Source organism: Archangium violaceum (assembly GCF_016859125.1).
Lineage (GTDB): Bacteria > Myxococcota > Myxococcia > Myxococcales > Myxococcaceae > Archangium > Archangium violaceum_A.
In genome coordinates, this window is sequence record NZ_CP069338.1 from 954,686 (window position 1) to 975,501 (window position 20,816).

Annotated in this window: 20 protein-coding genes, 1 tRNA gene and 1 pseudogene; 10 read left to right on the forward strand and 12 right to left on the reverse strand. The window is 69.4% G+C overall.

The features are described 5' to 3' along the window. Positions 1–184 precede the first annotated feature (184 nt). Positions 185–739, forward strand: coding sequence for an RNA polymerase sigma factor (locus JQX13_RS04125; protein WP_203407773.1), 555 nt, complete (start codon positions 185–187; stop codon positions 737–739). Beyond that, positions 736–2,106, forward strand: a complete 1,371-nt coding sequence (locus JQX13_RS04130) for a zf-HC2 domain-containing protein (RefSeq protein WP_203407774.1) — start codon at positions 736–738, stop codon at positions 2,104–2,106. Before JQX13_RS04125 ends, JQX13_RS04130 begins: the two co-directional genes overlap by 4 nt. 284 nt (positions 2,107–2,390) lie before the next feature. Here the strand turns inward: JQX13_RS04130 and JQX13_RS53675 are convergent. The 5 genes and pseudogenes from JQX13_RS53675 to JQX13_RS04150 all read right to left on the reverse strand — a co-directional run. Then, a pseudogene (locus JQX13_RS53675) lies at positions 2,391–2,501 on the reverse strand (hypothetical protein); the annotation flags it as partial. Between the two features lie 95 nt (positions 2,502–2,596). Beyond that, positions 2,597–3,145 (reverse strand): zinc-binding dehydrogenase, encoded by a 549-nt coding sequence (locus JQX13_RS04135; RefSeq protein ID WP_203407775.1) that lies wholly within the window; start codon positions 3,143–3,145, stop codon positions 2,597–2,599. A gap of 117 nt (positions 3,146–3,262) precedes the next feature. Next, positions 3,263–3,463: a hypothetical protein gene (locus JQX13_RS04140; protein ID WP_203407776.1), complete on the reverse strand. Its 201-nt coding sequence runs from the start codon at positions 3,461–3,463 to the stop codon at positions 3,263–3,265. Beyond that, positions 3,460–3,699, reverse strand: coding sequence for an addiction module protein (locus JQX13_RS04145; RefSeq protein ID WP_203407777.1), 240 nt, complete (start codon positions 3,697–3,699; stop codon positions 3,460–3,462). Before JQX13_RS04145 ends, JQX13_RS04140 begins: the two co-directional genes overlap by 4 nt. Before the next feature lie 170 nt (positions 3,700–3,869). Beyond that, a tRNA-Pro gene (locus JQX13_RS04150) sits at positions 3,870–3,946 on the reverse strand. Between the two features lie 251 nt (positions 3,947–4,197). Between JQX13_RS04150 and JQX13_RS04155 the strand changes: the two genes are divergently transcribed. After that, complete coding sequence (locus JQX13_RS04155) at positions 4,198–4,581, forward strand: response regulator (protein ID WP_203407778.1); 384 nt, start codon at positions 4,198–4,200, stop codon at positions 4,579–4,581. A 10-nt stretch (positions 4,582–4,591) separates the two neighbouring features. Here the strand turns inward: JQX13_RS04155 and rpe are convergent, their stop codons facing one another. Next, positions 4,592–5,245, reverse strand: coding sequence for a ribulose-phosphate 3-epimerase (gene rpe / locus JQX13_RS04160; RefSeq protein ID WP_203407779.1), 654 nt, complete (start codon positions 5,243–5,245; stop codon positions 4,592–4,594). 156 nt (positions 5,246–5,401) lie between these two features. On the opposite strand from rpe, the gene JQX13_RS04165 reads away from it, so the two are divergent. After that, positions 5,402–6,937, forward strand: coding sequence for an HD domain-containing phosphohydrolase (locus tag JQX13_RS04165; protein ID WP_203407780.1), 1,536 nt, complete (start codon positions 5,402–5,404; stop codon positions 6,935–6,937). Positions 6,938–7,055: 118 nt separating this feature from the next. Here the strand turns inward: JQX13_RS04165 and pyk are convergent, their stop codons facing one another. The 5 genes from pyk to JQX13_RS04190 form a co-directional block, all read right to left on the reverse strand. Beyond that, on the reverse strand, positions 7,056–8,486 hold the full coding sequence (gene pyk, locus JQX13_RS04170; protein ID WP_203407781.1) for a pyruvate kinase: 1,431 nt from the start codon (positions 8,484–8,486) through the stop codon (positions 7,056–7,058). 102 nt (positions 8,487–8,588) lie between these two features. Then, a complete protein-coding gene (locus JQX13_RS04175; protein ID WP_430384197.1) occupies positions 8,589–9,455 on the reverse strand; it encodes a hypothetical protein in 867 nt (288 codons plus the stop codon). Between the two features lie 99 nt (positions 9,456–9,554). Further along, complete coding sequence (locus JQX13_RS04180) at positions 9,555–10,118, reverse strand: hypothetical protein (RefSeq protein ID WP_203407783.1); 564 nt, start codon at positions 10,116–10,118, stop codon at positions 9,555–9,557. After that, complete coding sequence (locus JQX13_RS04185; protein ID WP_203407784.1) at positions 10,115–11,584, reverse strand: NFACT RNA binding domain-containing protein; 1,470 nt, start codon at positions 11,582–11,584, stop codon at positions 10,115–10,117. Before JQX13_RS04185 ends, JQX13_RS04180 begins: the two co-directional genes overlap by 4 nt. An 85-nt stretch (positions 11,585–11,669) precedes the next feature. Further along, positions 11,670–11,870 (reverse strand): hypothetical protein, encoded by a 201-nt coding sequence (locus tag JQX13_RS04190; protein ID WP_203407785.1) that lies wholly within the window; start codon positions 11,868–11,870, stop codon positions 11,670–11,672. Between the two features lie 290 nt (positions 11,871–12,160). On the opposite strand from JQX13_RS04190, the gene JQX13_RS04195 reads away from it, so the two are divergent. Continuing rightward, a complete protein-coding gene (locus JQX13_RS04195; protein ID WP_203407786.1) occupies positions 12,161–13,462 on the forward strand; it encodes a glycoside hydrolase family 1 protein in 1,302 nt (433 codons plus the stop codon). Here the strand turns inward: JQX13_RS04195 and dusB are convergent. Then, positions 13,441–14,454 (reverse strand): tRNA dihydrouridine synthase DusB, encoded by a 1,014-nt coding sequence (dusB, locus tag JQX13_RS04200; protein WP_203407787.1) that lies wholly within the window; start codon positions 14,452–14,454, stop codon positions 13,441–13,443. The genes JQX13_RS04195 and dusB overlap by 22 nt on opposite strands. Before the next feature lie 91 nt (positions 14,455–14,545). Between dusB and JQX13_RS04205 the strand changes: the two genes are divergently transcribed. From JQX13_RS04205 to JQX13_RS04225, 5 genes are all read left to right on the forward strand, one after another. Then, a complete protein-coding gene (locus tag JQX13_RS04205; protein ID WP_203407788.1) occupies positions 14,546–15,985 on the forward strand; it encodes a site-2 protease family protein in 1,440 nt (479 codons plus the stop codon). Between the two features lie 81 nt (positions 15,986–16,066). Beyond that, a complete protein-coding gene (locus tag JQX13_RS04210; protein ID WP_203407789.1) occupies positions 16,067–17,098 on the forward strand; it encodes an acyl-CoA desaturase in 1,032 nt (343 codons plus the stop codon). A gap of 151 nt (positions 17,099–17,249) precedes the next feature. Beyond that, positions 17,250–17,774, forward strand: a complete 525-nt coding sequence (locus JQX13_RS04215) for an RNA polymerase sigma factor (RefSeq protein ID WP_203407790.1) — start codon at positions 17,250–17,252, stop codon at positions 17,772–17,774. Beyond that, complete coding sequence (locus tag JQX13_RS04220; protein WP_203407791.1) at positions 17,771–18,550, forward strand: NrsF family protein; 780 nt, start codon at positions 17,771–17,773, stop codon at positions 18,548–18,550. The genes JQX13_RS04215 and JQX13_RS04220 overlap by 4 nt, the downstream gene beginning before the upstream one ends. A 118-nt stretch (positions 18,551–18,668) precedes the next feature. Beyond that, positions 18,669–20,762 carry a chloride channel protein gene (locus JQX13_RS04225; protein ID WP_203407792.1) on the forward strand — a complete coding sequence of 698 codons (2,094 nt, stop codon included), beginning with the start codon at positions 18,669–18,671 and terminating at the stop codon, positions 20,760–20,762. Positions 20,763–20,816: the final 54 nt, after the last annotated feature.

Here is a 20,816-nt window from a genome sequence, read left to right on the forward strand (position 1 = left end):
GACATGTTTCCAGTGAAGCGAGCCATCCACCCGCCACGCGATTGTAGGGGCCGCGAGGGATGGCTGCCACACGCCGTTACCCGGCCCCCATCGTCCGCCAATAAAATCGGCCCTCCGCGTTCATTCCAGGGAGCATTTTCCCGGAGGATTCCTGGCCGAGCGCTCCGCGCCCGGAGGTTGGACCATGGCCTACACACAGCGAGAGCGCTGGCCGACAGAGACGTTCGCGCAAAGCCACCGTCCTCACCTGCTCCAGTTGGCCCGGAGGTTGTGTCGGCAAGGAGGGGTCGATCCCGAGGACCTGGTCCAGGAGACGCTGGAGCGGGCGCTGGAGGGATTCGACAAGCTCTCTCCAGCGGATGAGCCCGCCCGCCGGGCCTGGCTGTGCACCACGCTGACGAACCGCTTCCTCGACCTGTGCCGCCGTCGGAGGACGGAGATGCTGGGACTGCCCGGGCTGCGGTTGGTACAGGAGCAGGTCACCTCCCTGGAGGACGTGCCGGAGGAGCCGTGGGCCTCGCTCACGGAGGAGGAGCTCCGCGAGGCCGTCGGCCAGCTCAAACCCAAACACCGGGAGGTGTACCAGCTCCACGCGACCGGGATGCGTTACAAGCAGATCGCGCAGCAGCTTGGCATTCCCATCGGGACGGTCGGATACCGGTTGCTCGAGGCACGACAGGCATTGAAGGAGATGCTCACCCTCAAGCTCCGGGAAGGCGGAGGGAGGAGACAGCCATGAACAGGCCCTGCAACAAGCTTCCCCTCTTTCTCGATGGTGAGTTGTCCCCGGAAGAGGCCGAGAGCTTCCGCTACCACCTGGCCTCCTGCACCTCCTGCGAGGCCGCGCTGCACGAGGGGCTGCAGCTGGAGTTGCTGACGCTGCGCGCGTTCGACCAGGAACCGCCCCAGGTGATGATACGTGCCCGACCCCGCTGGGACTCCAGGCGGTGGACCCTCGTGTCCGCCGCGGCTGGGGCCCTGCTGCTCACCGTCCTTCACGTGTTCCTGCTCCAACGGGAGCAGCCGGAGGCGTGGTTCTCCGAGGCCACCTCGCGGCGGCTGGAGGCCAGGCTGAGCTATCCGCCCGCGGATCGCTACCGTCCCTACGAACCGATGCGAGGAGACGCGAAGTCCGGGGCGGCCCCGCTGAAGCTGCTGGCCTCCATGGAGGAGCGCGGCGAGCTGAGGGGAATCGCCGCCACGTACCTGCTCCAGGGGGAGCTGGGGCAGGCCGCAGCCTATCTCCAGCGCGAGCCTCCATCCGTGGATCGCGAGAACGACCTGGCCGTGGTGGCCATGAGCAAGGGCTCTCTGGAGGAAGCACTCCGACTGCTACGGGAGGCGCTCGACGAGCAGCCCCGCCATCCCCAGGCGCTGTGGAACCGGGCGCTGGTGCTGCGGGACCTGGGCTTCACGGAGCAGGCCGAGCGGGCCTTCACCCTCGTGGCCAGCCTGGACGAGGACGGTTGGAACGAGGAGGCGAGGGCCCAGGCCCAGGCACTGCGGCACCGGCGCGAAAAGCGCCGCGGCGCCCGGCAGGAGACCATGGCCGCGACCCTGGCGCGTCTCACCTCGGCCACCCCTCCCTCCGCGGAGGAGCTCCTCGCGGATCCGGAGGTGGCGCGGATGGCGCTTTATGAGGCGGTTCGCACGGCGAGCACCTCCGCGCAGCTGCGGGTCCTCCTGCCCGTGGCCGAGCAGCTGGACCGGCTCGAAGGAAGCAAGGAGCTCGGGACGTACGTGCGTGAGATCGCAACCCACGACTTCTCCCTCCGGGCGCCTCTGGCTCGGGAGTACGCGGCGTTGATCACGGGGACGCACCCGGAGAAGGAGGCCTTCCTGGAGCGGCTGCGCGCCTCGGCGGAGTGGGACATCCACCTGGGAAGCCTCATCCACGCGCATCCCGGCGAGCGAGATCTCCGCGCGCTGATGGAACGGGTGAAGGAGACGAAGGAGCCCCGGTTCCACCTGCTGGTCGAGCGCGAGCTCGCGCGACAAGAGGAAGCGGCGGGGCACCCGGCGCGCGCCGAGCAGCGATTGCTGTCGATGCTCCACACCTGCCGGCTGCTGAAGCTCGACCGGGCCTGCGGCGAGTTGGAGGAGTAGCAGTGGCCTCGCCGATGCCTCCCGGAGACCGCTTCACGGCCAGAGGCGCACCAGTCCCGCCTCCGGCCACGTGCGTGCGAGCAGACAGCCATTCGGCTCGAGGGTGAAGCCCGACAGGCATATGAGTCATGGTCGGGGACGAGGAATGAGATAGGGCGGCTTCCTGACGTCTTCGAGCGCTCGCCGTCAAACATGCCCCCTGCTGGCGAGGCCGGCTCGCGCGCCCCCGTTTCCTGGTTGCTCTGTTCGGAGACGTCGGCCACCACCACGCTCGCGCCCTCGCGGGCGAACGCGAGCGCGGCCTCCCGGCCAATGCCATTGGCGGCGCCGGTCACGAACGCGACCTTCCCCGCAAAGCTTCCCCTCTCGTTCATCCTCGCCATTGTCTGCTCCATTTCAAAGAGGTACGCCCCGACTCCTCCTCGGACTACGCCCCGGAGGCAAATGGGCTGTTAAGCAGTCGTTGACAGTGGACCCCCCTCGCACGCCATCAGGTGCCGGCCTTCAGCGAGGCCATGTCGATGACGAGGCGGTAGCGCACGTCCTTGTTCACGATGCGCTCGTAGGCACGGTTGATGTCCTGGGCACGAACCAACTCCACATCCGCCTTGATGCCGCGCGCCGCGCAGTAGTCGATGACCTCCTGCGTCTCGGCAACGCCACCGATGAGCGAGCCCGCGACGCTCTTGCGTCCGAACGCCATCGCCATGCCGTCGAGGCCCTTCAGCGCCTCCAGCGCGCCCACGTTGATGAGCGTGCCGTCGAGCTTCAGGACGTTCATGAAGGGGCCCATGTCGAAGGCCCTCGGCACCGTGGCGATGAGCAGCTCGAAGGTGCCGGCGAGTTCCTTCATCGCCGTGGCGTCCGTCGACAGGACAGCGCGCCTGGCGCCGAGCCGCCGCGCATCGGCAAGCTTGCCGGGCGACGTCGAGAAGACGGTAACCTCCGCCCGGCGCGCGTACGGAGTAGGAGGCGACTCCGTGGCCAGCTCGGCGGGCCGCGTCTCAAGCCGCTTGTCGATCGGAAACTGTCGCTTCAACACCTCCTGCCTTACGACGGAGGCGACCGCCCGGTTCACGCACCGAGGATCTGGTGGTTCCGGGCAACCACCTTGCGGATGCCACCGGCGCGGCTCTCGTTGAAGAGCACGAAGTTCTCAGCACCGCACGCAAGCCACCTTCGGGGAGGCCATGGACGTCTGGAAGGCCGAGGTGGGCAGCCGGCTTCGCTCCACCACCATCATCGGCCTCAGCGAGAAGGAATTCGGCTCCCAGGCCCGCGCGCTGGCCTTCGACCAGTCCACGGCCGCATCCACCTCACGGACAGCCTCGGGGTGGAGCTCGAGACGAATCTTCACCGCCGCTGACCGAGCCGGGCACTGATGCGCTCCTCGACCTGCTCCCAGGGAACCGTCTTCACGCTCCCGTCGAGCACTTCACGGGCCCGGCGCTCCAGTTCCGCGGACCACTCGGCCTGGGCCTCCGGGTCCTCGGCCCCCTCCTCCAAGCTGAGCAGGAGCTTGTGGGCAACCTCGGCGCGCTCCTCGGGAGGGAGTCGCAGCACATCCGAGAGGATGTCTTCCTTGGTCGCCATCGGGCAGAGTTTAAGCCCCGCCTCCACGCACGGGCAACGAACGCCCGGCCCGGATGGTCGCCAGGGGTGAGCCCTCTCCGCTTGCTGCTGGTTTGCCGCTGGAGGGCTCCGGGGAAAAACAAAAGCCCTGGAGTTTCAGCGGAAGTCCGCGAAACTCCAGGGCTTCTAGATGGTCGGGGAGACAGGATTTGAACCTGCGACCCCTTGGTCCCGAACCAAGTGCTCTACCAGGCTGAGCCACTCCCCGATACCGCTACGTCCTTCGCCGGAACTACTCTCGGGCCGTCGAAGTGGGCGGGGATGTATCCGACCCGCCCGGCCTAGTCAACGCCCTTGGATCAGCTTTTCATTCCGGCCGTCCTCCCGGGGTTCTACAGGACCCCTGGGGCTCCATTGACCCAGGCTCCAGGCTCGTAACCCGTCCATTTTGCGGGGGGAGCCATCAGGAACACTGCTTGCTTGGCAAAGCCCCGTACCGCAAAGCCACCCCGGGGTCCCATGCTCTCTCCGGTCGTCCTCATCTCCGATGATGAGCCGCTCGTCGTGTCCGCGCTCTCCCGGGAGGCCCGTCGCTCTGGGCTCTCCTCGGTGGCGGACACCACGTCCCACCATGTCCTGGAGCTGGCTCGGAAGTACCGGCCCGCCGTCATCATCCTGGACATCCACCAGAATCAGGACGGGAGAGATCTCCTCGCCCGGCTCAAGCAGGATCCCGAGACGCGCGAGTGCAAGGTCATCATCCTCAGTGGCGTCGAGGACCAGTTCACCCGCCACGTGTGCTTCGAGCTCGGCGCCGACGCCTACGAGGTGAAGCCCTTCGACCACACCTTCATGACCCGGGTGGCTCGGATGGCGGGTGTGAAGGTGGCCGTCGGAGCCTGAGGCCGCTCGCTCAGGGGCGCAGCGAGCGGATGGCCGCGGCATAGTCCTTCGAGCCGAACACGTACGAGCCCGCCACCAGCACGTCCGCCCCGGCGTCCACCACCCGCCGGGCCGTCTCGGCGTTGATGCCTCCGTCCACCTCGATGTGCGTGGACAGCCCCCGCGCATCCAGCATGGCGCGCAGCCGCCGCACCTTGTCCACCGTGGGCGCGATGAAGCTCTGGCCCCCGAAGCCAGGGTTCACGCTCATCAGCAGCACCATCTCCACATCGCCCAGCACCTCCTCCACCGCCGAGAGCGGCGTGGCCGGGTTGAGCACCACCGCCGGCTTCGCCCCCGCGTGGCGGATCTGCTGCAACACCCGGTGCAGGTGCGTGCACGCCTCCACGTGCACCGTGAGGACGTCCGCCCCCGCCTTCGCGAAGGCCTCCACGTACTTCTCGGGCTCGACGATCATCAGGTGGACATCCAGCGGCCGCGTGGCCGCCTTCTTGATCGCCTCCACCACCACCGGGCCCAGGGTGATGTTGGGCACGAAGCGCCCATCCATCACGTCCACGTGGATCCAATCCGCTCCGGCGGCTTCCACCGCCCGGACTTCCTCGGCCAGGCGGCCGAAATCGGAGGACAGCAACGAGGGGGAGACGAGGACGCGGCGGTTCATGGGGGCTACATAGCCACTTCCGCTCCCGGGCGGTACCCGCTCGCAAGGCGAGCAGGCAACCTCGAATGTCCTGATTCCTCAGGAGCTGGCCCCCCGGGGGGGCAGGCGGCACCTACCCCGTGCTAAGAAGGCTCCTCCCAGGCCGCGCGCCGTACCATGACGGAGCCATTCCCGGTGCTTCCACAGACCCAGCCGCCCGAACCTCCAGACCTCAACCGGCGCCTCAAGAAGCTCACGTCCATCCTGGACGTCACCAAGGCCATGAGCGCCGAGCGCGACCTGGACCTGCTGCTGCCCCTCATTCTCTACGAGGCCAGCAAGGTGGTGGAGGCGGACCGGTGCTCGCTCTTCGTGCTCGACCGCGAGCGCAACGAGCTGTGGAGCAAGGTGGCCCAGGGCTCCAAGAGTGAAATCCGCCTCCCCGTGGGCAGCGGCATCGCCGGCCAGGTGGCCCAGACGGGCGAGGTCATCAACCTCCCGGACGCCTACGCCGACGAGCGATTCAACCGCACCTTCGACACCCTCAGCGGCTACCGCACCCAGAGCGTGCTCTGCGTGCCCATGCGCGATGCCAACGGCGAGGTCACCGGCGTCATCCAGGCGCTCAACAAGCTGAACGGGCGCCCCTTCGACTCCGAGGACGAGGAGCTGCTGCTCGCCCTGGGTGCCCAGGCCGCCGGCGCCATCGAGAACGCCCTGCTCCACGAGGAGATCAACCGCCTCTTCGAGGGCTTCGTCTCCGCCTCCGTGGTGGCCATCGAATCGAGAGATCCCACCACCGCGGGTCACTCGGGCCGCGTGGCCGACCTCACCGTGGCCATGGCTCGCGCGCTCGAGCACGTGAACACCGGCGTCTACGCCCACACGCGCTTCAGCGTCACCGAGCTCCAGGAGCTGCGCTACGCCTCGCTGCTGCATGACTTCGGCAAGGTGGGCGTGCGCGAGCCCGTGCTCGTCAAGGCCGAGAAGCTCTACCCCCACGAGCTGGAGGGGCTGCGGGCCCGCTTCCAGCTCGCCCGCAAGGATTTGCAGCTGCAGAGCTACCGCCGCCGGCTCGCCGCCGCGAAGCTGCGCGGCACCCACCACCTGACGGAGATCGACGCCGAGGAGGACGCCCGGCTCGCCCAGGAGCTCAAGCAGCTGGACGAGGTGCTCGAGTTCGTCCTCACCTGCAACCGCCCCACCGTGCTCGCCCAGGGAAACTTCGAGCGGCTCCACGAGCTGCGGCACCTGCGCTTCCAGGACGCCTTCGATCAAGAGCGCTCGCTGCTGCTCGACCGGGAGATCCAGTCCCTCTCCATCGCCAAGGGCACCCTCTCCGAGGAGGAGCGCCGGGAGATCGAGAGCCACGTCGAGCACACCTACCGCTTCCTCTCGCAGATTCCCTGGACGCGCACCCTGCGCCGCGTTCCGGAGATCGCCTACGCGCACCACGAGAAGCTCGATGGCACCGGCTACCCTCGCGCCATCCCCGACAACAGCATCCCCGTGCAGTCCCGGATGATGTCCATCGCCGACATCTACGACGCCCTCACCGCCAGCGATCGGCCCTACAAGAAGGCCGTCCCACACCAGCTCGCGCTCGACATCCTCAAGAAGGAGGCCCACAGCGGCCAGCTCGATATCGAGCTGTTCCGCATCTTCGTCGAGGCCGAGATTCCCAAGCGGGCCCTCCGGGAGCCTCGCGGATAGGGGACTCGTGGGCCGCGGACCCGACTCGGGGTGGACATACCCTCACCCCGACCCTCTCCCAGAGGGAGAGGGAGGGGATGGGGAGGGAGGGGATGGGGAGGAGATGGGAGAGGCTGCTTCAGCTGCCGATGATGTGCAGCCGCATGCTGTTGATTTTACCGGGCTGACCCACCGGCGCTCCGAAGACGATGACCACCCGGTCTCCCTTGCGCGCCAGACCCCGCGAGACCAGTTCCTCTTCCACCCGGCGCACCATCGCCTCGGTCTCCTGGATGGGCTCGAGCACCCGCGGCACCACGCCCCACAGCAGCGCCAGCCGGCGGCGCACTTCCTGGTTCGGGCTGAAGGCCACGATGGGCACCGGCGGCCGGTAGTGCGCCAGCAGCCGCGCCGTCACTCCCGACAGCGTGAAGGCCGCGATGAGCGACGCCCCCGCCTGCTTCGCCGCGTAGCACGCGCTCGCCGCGATCACGTCCGGGAAGTGCGAAGGCAGCCCCACCGGAGACTCCGTCGGCGCCATCAGCCCCTGCGCCCGCACGGTGGACTCGGCCGCCAGCACGATGCGCTCCATCATCTGCACCGACTCGATGGGGAACTTGCCGCTGGCCGTCTCGCCCGACAGCATCACCGCGTCCGCCCCATCGAAGACGGCGTTGGCCACGTCGCTGGCCTCGGCGCGCGTGGGCCGCGGGTTGTCGATCATCGAGTTGAGCATCTGCGTGGCCACGATGACCGGCAGGCCCCTCATGTTGCACCGGCGCACGATGTCCTTCTGCACCGAGGGTACCTCCTCGGGCGGAATCTCCACGCCGAGGTCGCCACGCGCCACCATCACGCCGTCCGTCTTGTCCAGGATGGCGTCCAGCCGCGCGATGGCCTCCGGCTTCTCCAGCTTCGCGATGATGGGCACCGTGCGGCCCACCTCCGCCATCGCCGAGCGCGCCATGTCCAGGTCCGACGGCTGGCGCACGAAGGACAGGGCGATGAAGTCCACGCCCGCCTTGATGCCGAACACCAGGTCCTCCCGGTCCTTCGGCGTCAGCGCGTCCGCGCGCACCGCCACGCCCGGCAGGTTGATACCCTTGTTGTTCTTCAGGGTACCGCCATGGATGACCTTCGTGCGGATGAGCTGCTTCTTGTCCGTCTCGATGACCTTGAGCTCCAGCAGGCCGTCATCCAGCAGGATGCGGTCTCCCGGGTTCACGTCCGCCGCCAGGAACGGATACGTGGTGGACACGATCTCATCCGTGCCCTTCACGGTCTCGTCCGTGGTGATGTGGAACTCGCCGCCGTGCTTCAGCTCCGTGCTGCCGGTGATGAAGCGGCCGGTGCGGATCTTCGGGCCCTGGAGGTCTCCCAGGATGCCCACCGCCTTGCGGACCTTCAGCGAGGCCGCCCGGAGCTTCGCGATGTTCTCGGCGTGCTGCTCGTGGCTGCCGTGAGAGAAGTTGAGCCGGGCCACGTCCATCCCGGCTTCAATCAGGGCCTCCAGCATTTCCTGACTCTGGCTGGCCGGACCAAGGGTGCAGACAATCTTCGCGCGTCGCATATGGCAAAACAGGATTGGGTCGGTCCACGGGCAGGGTCAAGCAGCGTCCGCACATGGGCGTCGATCGGTAAATTGGTAAAGCAGCAGGCGGTGGATCGCGTCTCAGCCCCGTAACAGCAGGTTCAGGTTCTCCCGCTCCCAACGCAGTGCGGCAGCGTAGAGGGGGAAGGCCTTCTCTCGATCCCGGAACGCCCGAGGGTGGTGCACCCGGCGGCCATTCCCGTTCGAGCTGGGGAAGAGTTGGTGGAGCATCTCGTGGAAGATGATGAACTCCACGAAGTAGGAGGGAACTTCCGCGCGATCCAACGCCGGGTGGATGCGGATCTCCCGCGTCTGATGATCGTAGACGCCCAAACGGATGGACTTGCGCCGCCGCCGGGGAGGCATGCGGCCCCAGCCAATGCGCGCCTGGATGCCCCCCTGGAAGAAGGTGCGGTTGAGCTCGTCGAAGAGCACCTGCAGGTCGAAGTAGCGGCCCCTCGGCTCCAGGTCCGCCTCGTCCGCGTGGCGCTCCTGGCGGATGCGCGGCTGCTGGCCGCGGATGTAGTCGTCCAGCACGCCGCCCGCCAGGCGGTTGCCGCGGCCCGCGTACTCCGCCACCGCGCGAACCACCGGCTCCGGAGCGTCGAGGAACATGTGGTGCAGCCGCAGCTGCAGCGCGTGGGCGCTGCGCCGGAAGGACACCATGGTGGAGCGGTTGTCCGTCACCGCCAGCCGCACCGGCAGCCGCAGCTCCGCGGACAACCGGTAGGCCAGCGCCTCGGCCCGGGCCCACAGCTCCTCCCGGGTGGCGACCGTGAGATGGGACTGCATGGCCCGCGCGGACTGCTGGTGGAACTCCTCGGCGACCGGTACCAGCTCCTCCTCGTGGAGGGCGGTGGCCAGACGATGGGAGGCCTCCGCCGCGCGGTTGCGCGCGGGCAGGGACGCGGCACCCTCACGAGCGGGAGGGCGCGGGAAGAGGTGCATCTGGTGGGGCGGAAGCGACGACACGCGGGCGGCATCGTACCCGGCGGCCTCCGGGACTCAAGAGCGGCGGCACTCGCCCGCCTGCCCACCGTCGTTCCGTCAACCCCGGCCGTGTGCCCGTGTCTCCTCCGCGAGCCGTTCTCCCAGTGATTCCACCGCTTCCCGCGTGGTGCCAAAGGCCGTCAGCACGTCCTCCATGCTTCCGGCCTCTTCCACCGCCAGACACGCACCGCCGCCCGCCCGGGCCTCGTCCAGGTCACCGTAGCGCTCCATCTGCACGCTCCAGCTCCCATCTGGCCAGCGCTCGAAGGGATAGAGCCGGCAGGACACCGGTCGCACGTCTCCGGGCAGCCCACACCCCCTTCCCTTCTCGTGGAAGACGCACGCCCCCGCGCGCGAGGCCAGCGTCAGCCGCACCGGAGCCCGGCGGAAGTAGCCCCGGTAGAGGGGACGGCGCGCCTCGTAGGCAGCGGCCTCCTCCTCGGTGAGGTACTCCTCGGCCACGAAGCGCCGTGGTGCGAGCCTCGTGTGCGCGGCGATGCGCTCCACGTCCGCTCGCGTGAGGGTGGCCAGGTGCTCGCCCTCCTTCACCTCGCAGCACGAGGTGCCCAACACCACCGGACAGCGGGCGCACACCGGGCCCATGGGGGGCATGTCACTCATGGGGCGGGCGGCGCCTCGCCTCCACGCGTCTTCAACAGCCGCTCCAGCCGATCCGGCTCCATGCGCACCACCAGCGTCTTCTCCCGGGTGTAGAGAACCTGGCCGTGCGCCCCCCCCTTCACCTTCTTGACGAACTTCACCGGCACCCAGCTCACCTCGCCTCGCGGCTCGCCCTTGGCGCCCGAGTGGTGCAGCGCCAGGTGCGCCGCGTCCAATAGCACCTCCTGCGACACCTCCACGCCCTTGGCCAGTGGCACCACCACATGGCTGCCCGGCTGCCCCCTCGCGTGCAGCCACAGGTGGTAGGGGCGCGCCACCTTGAAGGTGAGCGTGTCGTTGTCCTCGCCGCCCTTGCCCACCCAGATGCGCTGGCCCCCATGCCCCACGTACTCCTTGAAGGGCCGGGCCTCCCGCGGGCCCTCCTCCGCGGCCGAGAGATGCAACACCTCCGCCTGCGCCAGCAGCGAGTCCTCATCCAGCGCCTCGAGCTGCTTCAGCGCCGCCTCCGCGTGTCCCACCTCGCGCGCCAGCTCCGCCTCCCGCTGCCGTGCATGCTCCACGCCCCGCAGCAGGCGCCGGTACTGGTGGAAGTGCCAGTCCGCCTCCTCCTTTGGCGTCCGCCTCGGGTCCAGCTTCACCCGCACCTCCTCCATCCCCGACTCGGTGTACGCGGTGAGCGTCACCTCCGTGGCCCCCCGCTTCAGTTGGTAGAGGTTCTGGGTGAGCAGCTCGCCGAGCTGCCGGTGCCGCTCGGCCTCCGGGCCCCGCGCGGCCTCCGCGCGCACCTTCTCCAACGTGCGTCCCGAACGCTTGAGGCGGGCCCGGTACGGCAGCGCCAGACGACGGCGGATGGCTTCCGCGCGGCTCGACTTGTCCTTCGGCCCGAGTAGCCGCTCGGCCTCCTCGGCGTAGGGCATGAAATCCAGGGGGTACACCGCATCCGTGGTGAAGCGCGACGGAGCGGCCCGGGCCCGGGCGAGCGCCTCCGGGGACAGCGGCTCCGGCGGCGTCCACTGCGCCCCCGGGTGCAGCGAGCGCCGCTGCGCCAGGCCCTCGCCCGAGAGCATCAGCACCCGGCCCGAGTCCGTCAGCAGCACGAGCCCCCCCGGCGAGCCCAGCTCCAGCACCAGCCTCCGCCGGGAGTCCTCGCTCTGGAAGTCGAACGTCACCAGGCGCTCGGCCTCCGACCACGAGGCGCCGATCAGCTTGAGGCCTATCAGCTCCTGCCGCAGCCAGCGCTGGAAGGGGGCCGGCTCCCCCGGTGTGGGGAAGCGCTCCGCCGCCACCGATACGCGGGACAGCTCCCCCTCCGCGCACAGGCACAGGAGGACGGAGCGCCCGGGCACCCGCACCTCCAGGTAGGCCAGGCGCGGCAGCGGACACCACGCCTTCTGCACCACCGCGCCCCCCAGCCGCGCGGATACTTCCGCCACCACCAGCTCCAACTCCGAGGAACGCAGTGACACCGGGTCCTCCTGGACGAAAAAACAAGAACGGCCCAGCGGAGTATCCGCCGAGCCGTTCAAACTGCGCGAAGTTACTGGCCTACGTCTAGCCCTCGGAAGGGGCGGACTCGGGGGCCTTCGCCGCGCTCTTGCGGCGGGTCGTCTTGCGGGCCGGAGCCTTCTTGGCCGGAGCCTTCTTGGCCGTGGCCTTCTTGGCCGTGCGCGGAGCAGCGGTCTTGCGGGTGGTCTTCTTCGCGGCGGTCTTCTTCGTCGCGGCCTTCTTCGCGGTCTTCTTCTTCGCGGCCATCTAAAGCCTCCGTTGGTTCACCACCACTCCCTGGAGTGGGGCCTGCACTCGCATGGGGAGTGCTTGACATGAATGGTAGAGATGCCGTGCCAGTGTGTCAACGCATGGTGATGTAGTGCAACGCGTGGCGCGCCGATTTTTCGGCATCGCGCGCGTTCGACGCGGCGTCCAGGCCGATTTTCCGGCCCTGGAGGCGTTCCACTGTCACCTCGCGCGCACTCGACACCGCGCCGACACGAGCACGAGGTGCTTTGCGCGCGCCTGTGCCGCATCTACGGTGCGCGCCCGCGATGAGTGCTCACGACATGACCTTCCCCGACAACTTCACCTTCGGCGTCGCCACCGCCGCGTACCAGGTAGAGGGCGGCATCGAGAACGACTGGTCCGAGTGGGAGCGAGCTGGAAAGCTGAAGGAGCCCCACGTGCGCTGCGGCCGCGCGGTGGACCACTGGAACCGCTACGAGGAGGACTACGGCCTGGCGCTCGACGTGGGCGCCACCGCCTTCCGCGTGTCGCTGGAGTGGGCTCGCATCGAGCCGGAGCGCGGACGCCTGGATGGCGCGGTGCTCGAGGCCTACCGCGAGCGGCTGCTGCGGATGAAGGCGCGCGGCCTGCGCCCGGTGGTGACGCTCCACCACTTCACCCACCCCACCTGGTTCCACCGCGAGACGCCGTGGCACCTGCCCGGAAGCGTGGAGTCCTTCCGCGCCTACGCGCGCGTCTGCGCCCCTCTTCTCAAGGGGTTGGATGCACTCGTCATCTCCCTCAACGAGCCCATGGTGCTGCTGCTCGGCGGCTACCTGCAGGGCCTCATGCCGCCGGGCATCGCCGACGGCGCGAAGACGATGCTCGCGCTGGAGAACATGGTGCGCGCCCACGTGGCCGCGCGCGAGGAGCTCCAGGCGGTGCTCGGCGAGGTGGAGCTGGGCATCTCGCAGAACATGCTGGCCTTCGCGCCGGACCGGTGGTGGCACCCACTGGACCGGGCGCTCGTGCGGCTGGGCGCCCAGGCCTACAACCACGCCTTCCACGAGGCGCTGGTGTCCGGCCAGCTCCGGGTGAACATGCCCGGCATCGGCTCCACCCGCGTGGACGTCCCCGGTGCGCGCGGCTCGTGCGACTTCATCGGGATGAACTACTACACGCGCGCCCACCTGCGCTTCATCCCGCGCCCCCCCTTCATCTCCTTCCAGTACCGGGACACGCGCCGCCGGGGCCTCACCGACATCGGCTGGGAGCTCTGGCCCGAGGGCTTCGGCCAGATTCTGCGCGAGCTCAAGCGCTACGGGCTGCCGGTGTGGGTGACGGAGAACGGCGTGGATGACCGCGAGGGACAGCGCCGGCCCGCCTACCTCCACAACCACCTGGGCCAGGTGCTGCAGGCGCGCGCCCAGGGCGTGGACGTGCGCGGCTACCTCTATTGGAGTCTCCTGGACAACTTCGAGTGGCTGGAGGGATGGGGGCCGCGCTTCGGTCTCTACTACGTGGACTTCGAGACGCTCGAGCGCCGCCCCACCCCGGCCTGCCACTATTTCAAGGAGGTCGCCACGACGCGGCGGCTCGTCCCGCCTCAGCCGAGCGCCGCCCGGTAGTCGACATCCTGCTCCTCCTCCGGGGCGTGAGGGTCGACGTGCGCGGAGAGGAAGAAGCGGTGCACCGAGTCCCGCACCGCTTCCGCCGAGTCGAGCTGGTTCACCTCGGAGCGGAAGACGGCGGCCCCGCGCAGGCCGTGGGCGTACCAGGCCAGGTGCTTGCGGAAGGAGCGCACCGCGGGGAGCTCCTCGCCCACGAACGCGATGTGGGCGGCGAAGTGCCGGAGCACCAGCTCGCTGCGCTCCTCGGGCGTGGGCGGCGGGCCCCCGAGCAGCTCGCGGAAGATCCACGGGTTGCCCAGCGCGCCGCGGCCGATCATCACGAAGTCGCAGCCGGTGGTCTCCAGCATCCGGTGCGCGTCGGCGGGCGTCTTCACGTCGCCGTTACCGATGATGGGCCTGTCCGGGAAGTGGCGCTTGAGGTCGGCGATGACGTTCCAGTCCGCCCTGCCCGAGTAGCCCTGGGCCCGGGTGCGCGGGTGGATGGCGATCGCGGCACACCCCGCCTCGAAGAGCTTCCCGGCCACCTGGAGGTAGTTGAGGGTGTGGGCGTCCCAGCCCGAGCGGATTTTACAGGTGACGGGCAGACCGGTGGCCGCGTGGATGTCCCGCACGAGCGTGGCGCCCCGGTCCGGCTCGCACAGCAGGGCGCTGCCGGCGCCGTTCTTCGTCACCTTCTTCACCGGGCAGCCCATGTTGATGTCGATGAGCTGCGCCCCGTACTGCTTGCCGATGACCGCCGCGCGCGTCATGGCCTCCGGCTCCCCGCCGAAAATCTGCAGGCTGTAGGGCCGCTCCACCTCCGCGTCGAAGCGCAGGTACTTGAGGGTGCGCTGGTTGGTGCGCATGAGGCCCTGGGAGCTCACCAGCTCGGTGGGGCAGAGGGCGGCCCCCATCTTGAAGGCGATGACCCGGAAGGGCATCTCACTCACCCCGGCCATGGGCGCGAGGATGAAGGGGTTGGGCAGCGAGTAGGGACCGATGCGGAGCATGGCGGCGGTGAACCTAGCGGATTAGCGGGATTGTTCCAGGGCCCGGACGAGAGCCTGCGCGACCGCCCTCCTTTGGTTAAGGTCGGGCCCCATGTTGCGCTTCCGGCTCGGGGACATCCCCGTCGAGGTCCACCTCTCGCACCTGCTCTTCTCCGCCCTGCTGGGCGTCCTGATGGTGCGGGATCTGCCGGCGCTCGCCCTGGACCCGAACGTCTGGCCCTACCAGCAGCTCCAGCGGCCCGGGGAGCCCGGGTATGCCGGGACGGCGCTGCTCGTCGTCGCCTCGTGGATGTTCATCATCTTCCTCTCGGCGCTCGTCCACGAGTCGGGCCACGCGCTGATGCTCCGGCTCTTCGGCTACCGGCCGAGCATCCAGCTCATCTGGCTGGGAGGCAGCACCCGGCCCAACTCCTCCACCCCCCTCCCCTGGCACAAGCTGGTGGCGATCACCGCCGCGGGGCCCCTCGCCGGGTTGCTGCTCGGCCTGGCGGCCCTGGCCCTGCGGCACTACGCCGTGGCGGAGGACTCCGAGCGGTTGCGCTACCTGCTCGGCTGGTTCTTCACGGCCAACGTCTTCTGGACCCTCTTCAACCTGCTGCCCGTGCCGACGTTGGATGGAGGCACCATCGTGAGCACCCTGGCCACGCGCTTCTTCGGGAAGGCGGGCTTCATGGGCGCCCAGTGGCTGGCGCTCGTGCTGTGCGTCGCGCTGGTGGCCTTCGGGGTCCGCCACGCGCCCCTGCTCGGTCTGCTCTTCGGACTGTATGGCTTCCAGGCCCTGCGGCTGCTCAGGGCCACCTCGCGCGGAGAGCTCAAGGTGTCCTCGAGCGTGGCGCCGGAGCCGCTGGTGCGCGAGCTGCAACAGGCCCAGGAGGCCATGGCCGGTGGACGTCTGGACGAGGCCCGCCAGCGGGGCCTCTCCGTGCTGGACGCGGAGTCGTGCACGCTGGACCTGGCCTCGCGCGCCCACCACCTCCTCGGATGGGTGGCCCTCAAGAACGGCCAGGGACGACTGGCGTTGGATCACTTCTCCCAGGTGCAGCGCCGGCCGGTGGAGACGCAGGCCCTGGCCGCAGCCTTCTCCTTGATAGGTGACGAGTCCCGGGCACTCGCCCTGTGGGAGATGGCCTGGCACGAGACGCGGGACCGCACCGTCCTCCACGAGTACGCGGGCTCGCTCATCCGCGCGGATCGTGTCCAGAACGCGCTGCGGCTACCCGGAGTGGACGCGGAGGCCGCCTTCGTGTGCGCCGAGCGGCCCCTCTTCATTCGAGGCGCGTACTCGGAGGCGGCGGCGATCGCCGAGTCGGGCCTGGCCCACGCTCCGGGCTCCCGGCTCGCCTATGACGCAGCATGTGCCCATGCAAGGGCGCGTCACACAAATGACGCAATGCGCATGCTGCGTCGCGCCAGCGAGCTCGGCTTCCAGGATGCCGACTACGCGGCATCCGACGAGGACCTCGCTCCGCTGCATGGTCACCCGGATTTCGAGCGGTGGTTGGCGGGCCTGCCAAAATCTCTGTCCGCCTGACAGAGCCATGACAAGAGGGGGTGTTGATGCGGGGCGAGGCTGAGCAATTTCCCGCTCGGTCTGATTCAGCACGAGGCTCCCTTGACCGCACAATCCTCCGCACCGGCCCAGGAAGAGAAGATCAACTGGCTGTCGTCCATCCCGTTCATCGGTGTGCACCTGATGTGCCTCTTCGTGTTCTACACGGGAGCCCGTCCGGTGGACATCGCGGTGTGCGTGGGTCTGTACATCTTCCGCATGTGGGGGATTACCGCCGGCTTCCACCGCTACTTCAGCCACCGCGCCTACAAGGCGGGCCGCGGCTTCCAGTTCTTCCTCGCCCTGGCGGGGACGCTGGCGGTGCAGAAGGGGGTGCTCTGGTGGGCGGCGCACCATCGCCACCACCACCGCTACTCGGACCAGGAGCAGGACATCCACTCGCCGCTCCAGAAGGGCTTCTGGTGGAGCCACACGGGGTGGATCCTCTGCGACAAGTACAACGAGACGCGCTACGAGAGCATCAAGGACTTCGCGCGCTTCCCCGAGCTGGTGTGGCTCAACAAGTTCTACGTGGTGCCGGGCGTCCTGCTGGCCGTGGCGCTCTACTTCATCGGCGGCTTCTCGATGCTGGTGTGGGGCTTCTTCGTGAGCACCACGCTGCTCTACCACGGCACCTTCACCATCAACTCGCTCAGCCACGTGTTCGGCAAGCGCCGCTACAAGACGACGGACACCAGCAAGAACAACTGGTTCCTGGCGCTCGTCACCCTGGGCGAGGGCTGGCACAACAACCACCACTACTACCAGAACACCGCCAACCAGGGCTGGTTCTGGTGGGAAGTGGACCTGAGCTACTACTCGCTCAAGGCGCTCTCGTGGGTGGGGCTGGTGAGCGACCTGCGCACCCCCTCCGAGCAGGTGAAGAACGTGTACCTGAAGTACACGCCGGAGGAGCGCGCGGCCCTGAACGCCCCGGTGCGCATCCCCTGGTTCGCCCCCGTGGCCGCCCGGAAGAAGGCCGCCGAGGAGAAGATGAAGGCCGCCGAGGAGAAGGTGCGCGAGGCCATCGCCGCCGCGGCCGACAGCCTGCCTACCTCCGCGCCGTCCCCCCAGGCGCTGCTCAAGCGCCAGTAGGTAGGAGGGGCGGAAGCACTCGGTCCGGGGTAGAGTCCGCTCCCCCGGACCCATCGTGTCGCCCCCTTCGTTGAAACCCGGCACCCCCCTCGCGCGTACCGCTGATGAACCAGCGCCCACTCCGGCCGCTGGTGAGTCGGACGAGCTACTGATGACGCGCTTCTGTCAGGGTGATGCCCGGGCCTTCGATGCCCTCTTCCAGCGCTACGCGAGGCCCATTCACGGGTACCTGGCGCGGCTGACGGGCAGCCCCGCCGCGGCGGAGGACCTGTCGCAGCAGACCTTCCTCTCATTGGTGCGGGCACGCGGACGCTTCCAGGCGGGCGCGCGGGTGAAGCCGTGGCTGTACGCCATCGCCACCAACGCGGCGCGCGACTGGCAACGGCGCAAACGCCCCGAGGACCTGACGGACGAGGGCGAGCTGCCCACCAGCGTGCCCGCGGAGGAGCCAGCGGCCCGGGACACGGGGCTCGAGAGCGCGGTGCAGCGGGCCCTGGCGCAACTCCCCGAGGGCCAGCGCATCCCCATCGTCCTGCACCGCTTCGAGGGGATGGGCTTCGCGGAGATCGCCGAGTCGATGGGGCTCACGGAGAGCGCGGTGAAGGTGCGGGCGCACCGGGGCTACGCGCGCCTGCGCGAGCTGCTGACCGCCCTGCGGGAGGAGACGAACACATGAGTCCTGAGTGCTCGCGCGTGCTCGACAGCCTGGGCCAGCCACTCCCGCCGGAGCTGGCCGCGCATGTGGCCTCGTGCGCGGAGTGCCGCGCGCTGGTGGAGGGCTTCGGCGTACTGGAGGGCCTACCCGCCCCGGCGGAGAAGGCTCCGGCGGCCGGGCCGGCCCTGGAGTCGGCGCGGAGCCAGGCGCTGCGGGAGCTGGCGGCCCACCCGAAGGCGAGCCCCTGGTGGCACGAAGTGCTGGTGCTGCTGGGGGTGTACGTGGGCACGACGCTGCTGGGTGCTCTGGCGTTCACGCGGGTGGGCCCGTTCCTGAACACGGCGTCGTTGGGCGTGATGGTGGGGTTGGCCGTGCTCGTGGGGCTGGCGATGGTGGGCGGCGCGGTGGTGGCGCTGGCGCCGACGCGGCGCGGAGCCTGGGGTTGGGTGGGGACGAGCGCGGCGGTGGTGGCTCTGTCGGTGGTGCTGGGGGGCTCGGGGCTGGCGGTGAAGGGCTTCCTCGCGGGTGCCATCGGGTGCGCGCGCACACACATGCTGCTGTCGGCACTGCCGCTGCTGGCGGCCCTGGTGATGCTGCGGCGCTCGGCGTACCAACCGGCGAGGGCCGTGGCCGCGGGACTCTCCGCCGGAGCGGTGGGTCTGCTCCTGCTGCACGTGCACTGCCCGGATGGGAGCGCCTCCCACCTGGCGGCCTCGCATGTGGGTCCATGGCTGCTGATCGGCGGGCTGGCCCTACTGGTGCGCTCGCGCCTGGCCACCCACACCCACGCCCCCTGAGCAACGGCCTCCCGGTCCGACACGGAAGGGCACGCCTCCTCCCCCGCCAGCAGCCGGAGTGTTGGATCTTCAAGTACCTTGAAGTCCACCGACAGGAGGCGCTTAGTATGGGCTCCAAATGAAGGACGAGCCTCCGCCTACCGCCTCCGTCTCGCTTCGCGAGGCGTCGAGGCGTTTCATCCATGCGAGCCTCCAGGCATTCAACCGGATCCGCCTGCCTGGCCCCACGGTGCTGCCCATCGCGGGAGCGGTGGTGGGCCTCTACAGCGGCCTGGCCGCCGGTATCTTCTCCAACCTCATCGGGCTGGTGAGCGGCCTCACCTTCAGTGCCGCCTGGCTGGACGATGCGTTGCGCCGCCCCGGCTCGCGCGCGCTGCTGTCGGTCTGGGACGCGCTGGCCCATGCGCAATGGCATCCCGAGCACGCCATCATCGGAGTTCCGCTGGTCTCCGGCGCCCTGCTGCTGGCGCGCATCATCGAGCCCGGCGGCCCCCGGGACGAGGTGAAGCGCCGGCTGCGTCTGCTGGCCCTGCTGGTGCTGGGCGCGCTCGCCCTCTACTACCCGCTGGTGGCCCTCACCGCGCTCAACCGCGCCTTCGGCAATGCCCACCACGTGACGGAGATCCTCCCGCACCTGCCCTGGTGGATCTTCCTCGTGGCGCCACCACTGGGCGGCATGCTGGTGGGACGGCTGCTACGCGACTACCCGGAGACGCACGGCCACGGCCTGCCCGAGGTGGTGCGCGCGGTGAAGAGCAACCAGGAGCTGCCCGGGGAGCGCGGCCTGCTCAAGCTGGTGGCCAGCGCCATCACCATCGGCAGCGGAGGCTCGGCCGGACGCGAGGGCCCCATCGTCTACGGAGGCGCCGCCTTCGCCTCCACCGTGGGCCGCATCCTGGGCTTCTCCCGCCGCGAGCTGGCCATCCTGCTGGCGTGCGGCGCCGGTGCCGGCATCTCCGCCTCCTTCAACGCCCCCATCGCCGGCGCCGTGTTCGCGATGGAGATCATCCTGCGCGAGTTCGAGCTGCGCGTCTTCTCGCCCATCATCCTCGCCAGCGTGGCGGGCACGCTGGTGAGCCATGGCACCATGGGCGCGGCGCCGATGATCAACGACCGGCTCGGCTACGAGCTGGTGAGCGGCTGGGAGGTGATCTGCTACGTGGGGCTGGGGCTCTTGTGCGGCCTGCTCGCGTACGCCTTCGTGCGGCTGCTGCACCACGCGGAGGACTTCTTCGCCGGACGGGTGGAAGGGAAGATGTCGGCGTGGTTCGGCCGGCGCCACCTGTGGCAGCGCGCGGGGCTCGGCGGACTGTGCGCGGGCGTGCTCGCCTTCCTCAGCCCCACCGTGTGGGGCAGCGGGCACGACTACATCAACCTGGCGGCCATCGGGCAGCTCAGCTTCGTCTTCCTCGTCACCGCGTGCGGCGTGAAGCTGGTGGCCACCGCCATCACCCTGGGCTCGGGGGGCTCGGGGGGCACGTTCTTCCCCTCGGCGGTGATGGGGGCCATGGTGGGCGGCGCCTTCGGCACGCTGGTGCACTACTTCTTCCCCGCCACCACCGGGCCCAGCGGCGCCTACGCCATCGTGGGCATGGGCGGCGCGGTGGCCGCGCTCACCCGAGGGCCCCTCACGGGGATGATGATGCTCTACGAGCTGAGCGCCAACCACGCCATCATCCTGCCGCTCATGGTGACGTGCACCATCGCCTCGGCGCTCTGCCACTACCTCACCGAGCGCAAGGCACCCAAGACGCAGACGGACGCGGAGCTGCTGGCCACCACGCCGGTGCGCGCGCTGATGCGCGAGCTGGCCCCGGTGCCCGCCGACATGCACCTGCGCCCCCTCATGGACCAGGTGCTCACCACCGAGAGCGGCACGCTGCCCGTGCTGGATGGGGACGGGAAGCTGTACGGCATCGTGCAGGTGGACCAGTTCCGCGACATCTGGCGCGACGAGGTGCTGCACCCGATGCTCGTCGCCAGCGACCTGGCGCGCAAGGTGCCGCTGCTGTCGCCGGACACGGACCTGGCCCAGGCGCTGCGTCTGATGGACCAGGAGGACGTGGACGCCCTGCCCGTGCAGGGGCCCCCCGGGAGTCAGACCTGCGGGCTGCTGACGCGAGCGCTCGTGCGGAGGTTCCTCTCCACGCAACACGCGCGCCAGCACGCACACGGGGAACATCCCGTGGCGACCACCGAGGCCACCAACTGAGTCACCTCACCCTCGCCCCCTGGGAGAGGGCCGGGGTGAAGGTCTGGGGATCCA

What these genes read in the sequence shown, in the direction of transcription:
- JQX13_RS04125 (WP_203407773.1), top strand. Translation starts at nt 185, where the DNA reads ATGGCCTACACACAGCGAGAGCGCTGGCCGACAGAGACGTTCGCGCAA.
- JQX13_RS04130 (WP_203407774.1), top strand. Translation starts at nt 736, where the DNA reads ATGAACAGGCCCTGCAACAAGCTTCCCCTCTTTCTCGATGGTGAGTTG.
- JQX13_RS04145 (WP_203407777.1), bottom strand. Translation starts at nt 3,699, where the DNA reads ATGGCGACCAAGGAAGACATCCTCTCGGATGTGCTGCGACTCCCTCCC.
- JQX13_RS04155 (WP_203407778.1), top strand. Translation starts at nt 4,198, where the DNA reads ATGCTCTCTCCGGTCGTCCTCATCTCCGATGATGAGCCGCTCGTCGTG.
- rpe (WP_203407779.1), bottom strand. Translation starts at nt 5,245, where the DNA reads ATGAACCGCCGCGTCCTCGTCTCCCCCTCGTTGCTGTCCTCCGATTTC.
- JQX13_RS04165 (WP_203407780.1), top strand. Translation starts at nt 5,402, where the DNA reads ATGACGGAGCCATTCCCGGTGCTTCCACAGACCCAGCCGCCCGAACCT.
- pyk (WP_203407781.1), bottom strand. Translation starts at nt 8,486, where the DNA reads ATGCGACGCGCGAAGATTGTCTGCACCCTTGGTCCGGCCAGCCAGAGT.
- JQX13_RS04175 (WP_430384197.1), bottom strand. Translation starts at nt 9,455, where the DNA reads ATGCACCTCTTCCCGCGCCCTCCCGCTCGTGAGGGTGCCGCGTCCCTG.
- JQX13_RS04180 (WP_203407783.1), bottom strand. Translation starts at nt 10,118, where the DNA reads ATGAGTGACATGCCCCCCATGGGCCCGGTGTGCGCCCGCTGTCCGGTG.
- JQX13_RS04190 (WP_203407785.1), bottom strand. Translation starts at nt 11,870, where the DNA reads ATGGCCGCGAAGAAGAAGACCGCGAAGAAGGCCGCGACGAAGAAGACC.
- JQX13_RS04195 (WP_203407786.1), top strand. Translation starts at nt 12,161, where the DNA reads ATGAGTGCTCACGACATGACCTTCCCCGACAACTTCACCTTCGGCGTC.
- dusB (WP_203407787.1), bottom strand. Translation starts at nt 14,454, where the DNA reads ATGCTCCGCATCGGTCCCTACTCGCTGCCCAACCCCTTCATCCTCGCG.
- JQX13_RS04205 (WP_203407788.1), top strand. Translation starts at nt 14,546, where the DNA reads ATGTTGCGCTTCCGGCTCGGGGACATCCCCGTCGAGGTCCACCTCTCG.
- JQX13_RS04215 (WP_203407790.1), top strand. Translation starts at nt 17,250, where the DNA reads ATGACGCGCTTCTGTCAGGGTGATGCCCGGGCCTTCGATGCCCTCTTC.
- JQX13_RS04220 (WP_203407791.1), top strand. Translation starts at nt 17,771, where the DNA reads ATGAGTCCTGAGTGCTCGCGCGTGCTCGACAGCCTGGGCCAGCCACTC.
- JQX13_RS04225 (WP_203407792.1), top strand. Translation starts at nt 18,669, where the DNA reads ATGAAGGACGAGCCTCCGCCTACCGCCTCCGTCTCGCTTCGCGAGGCG.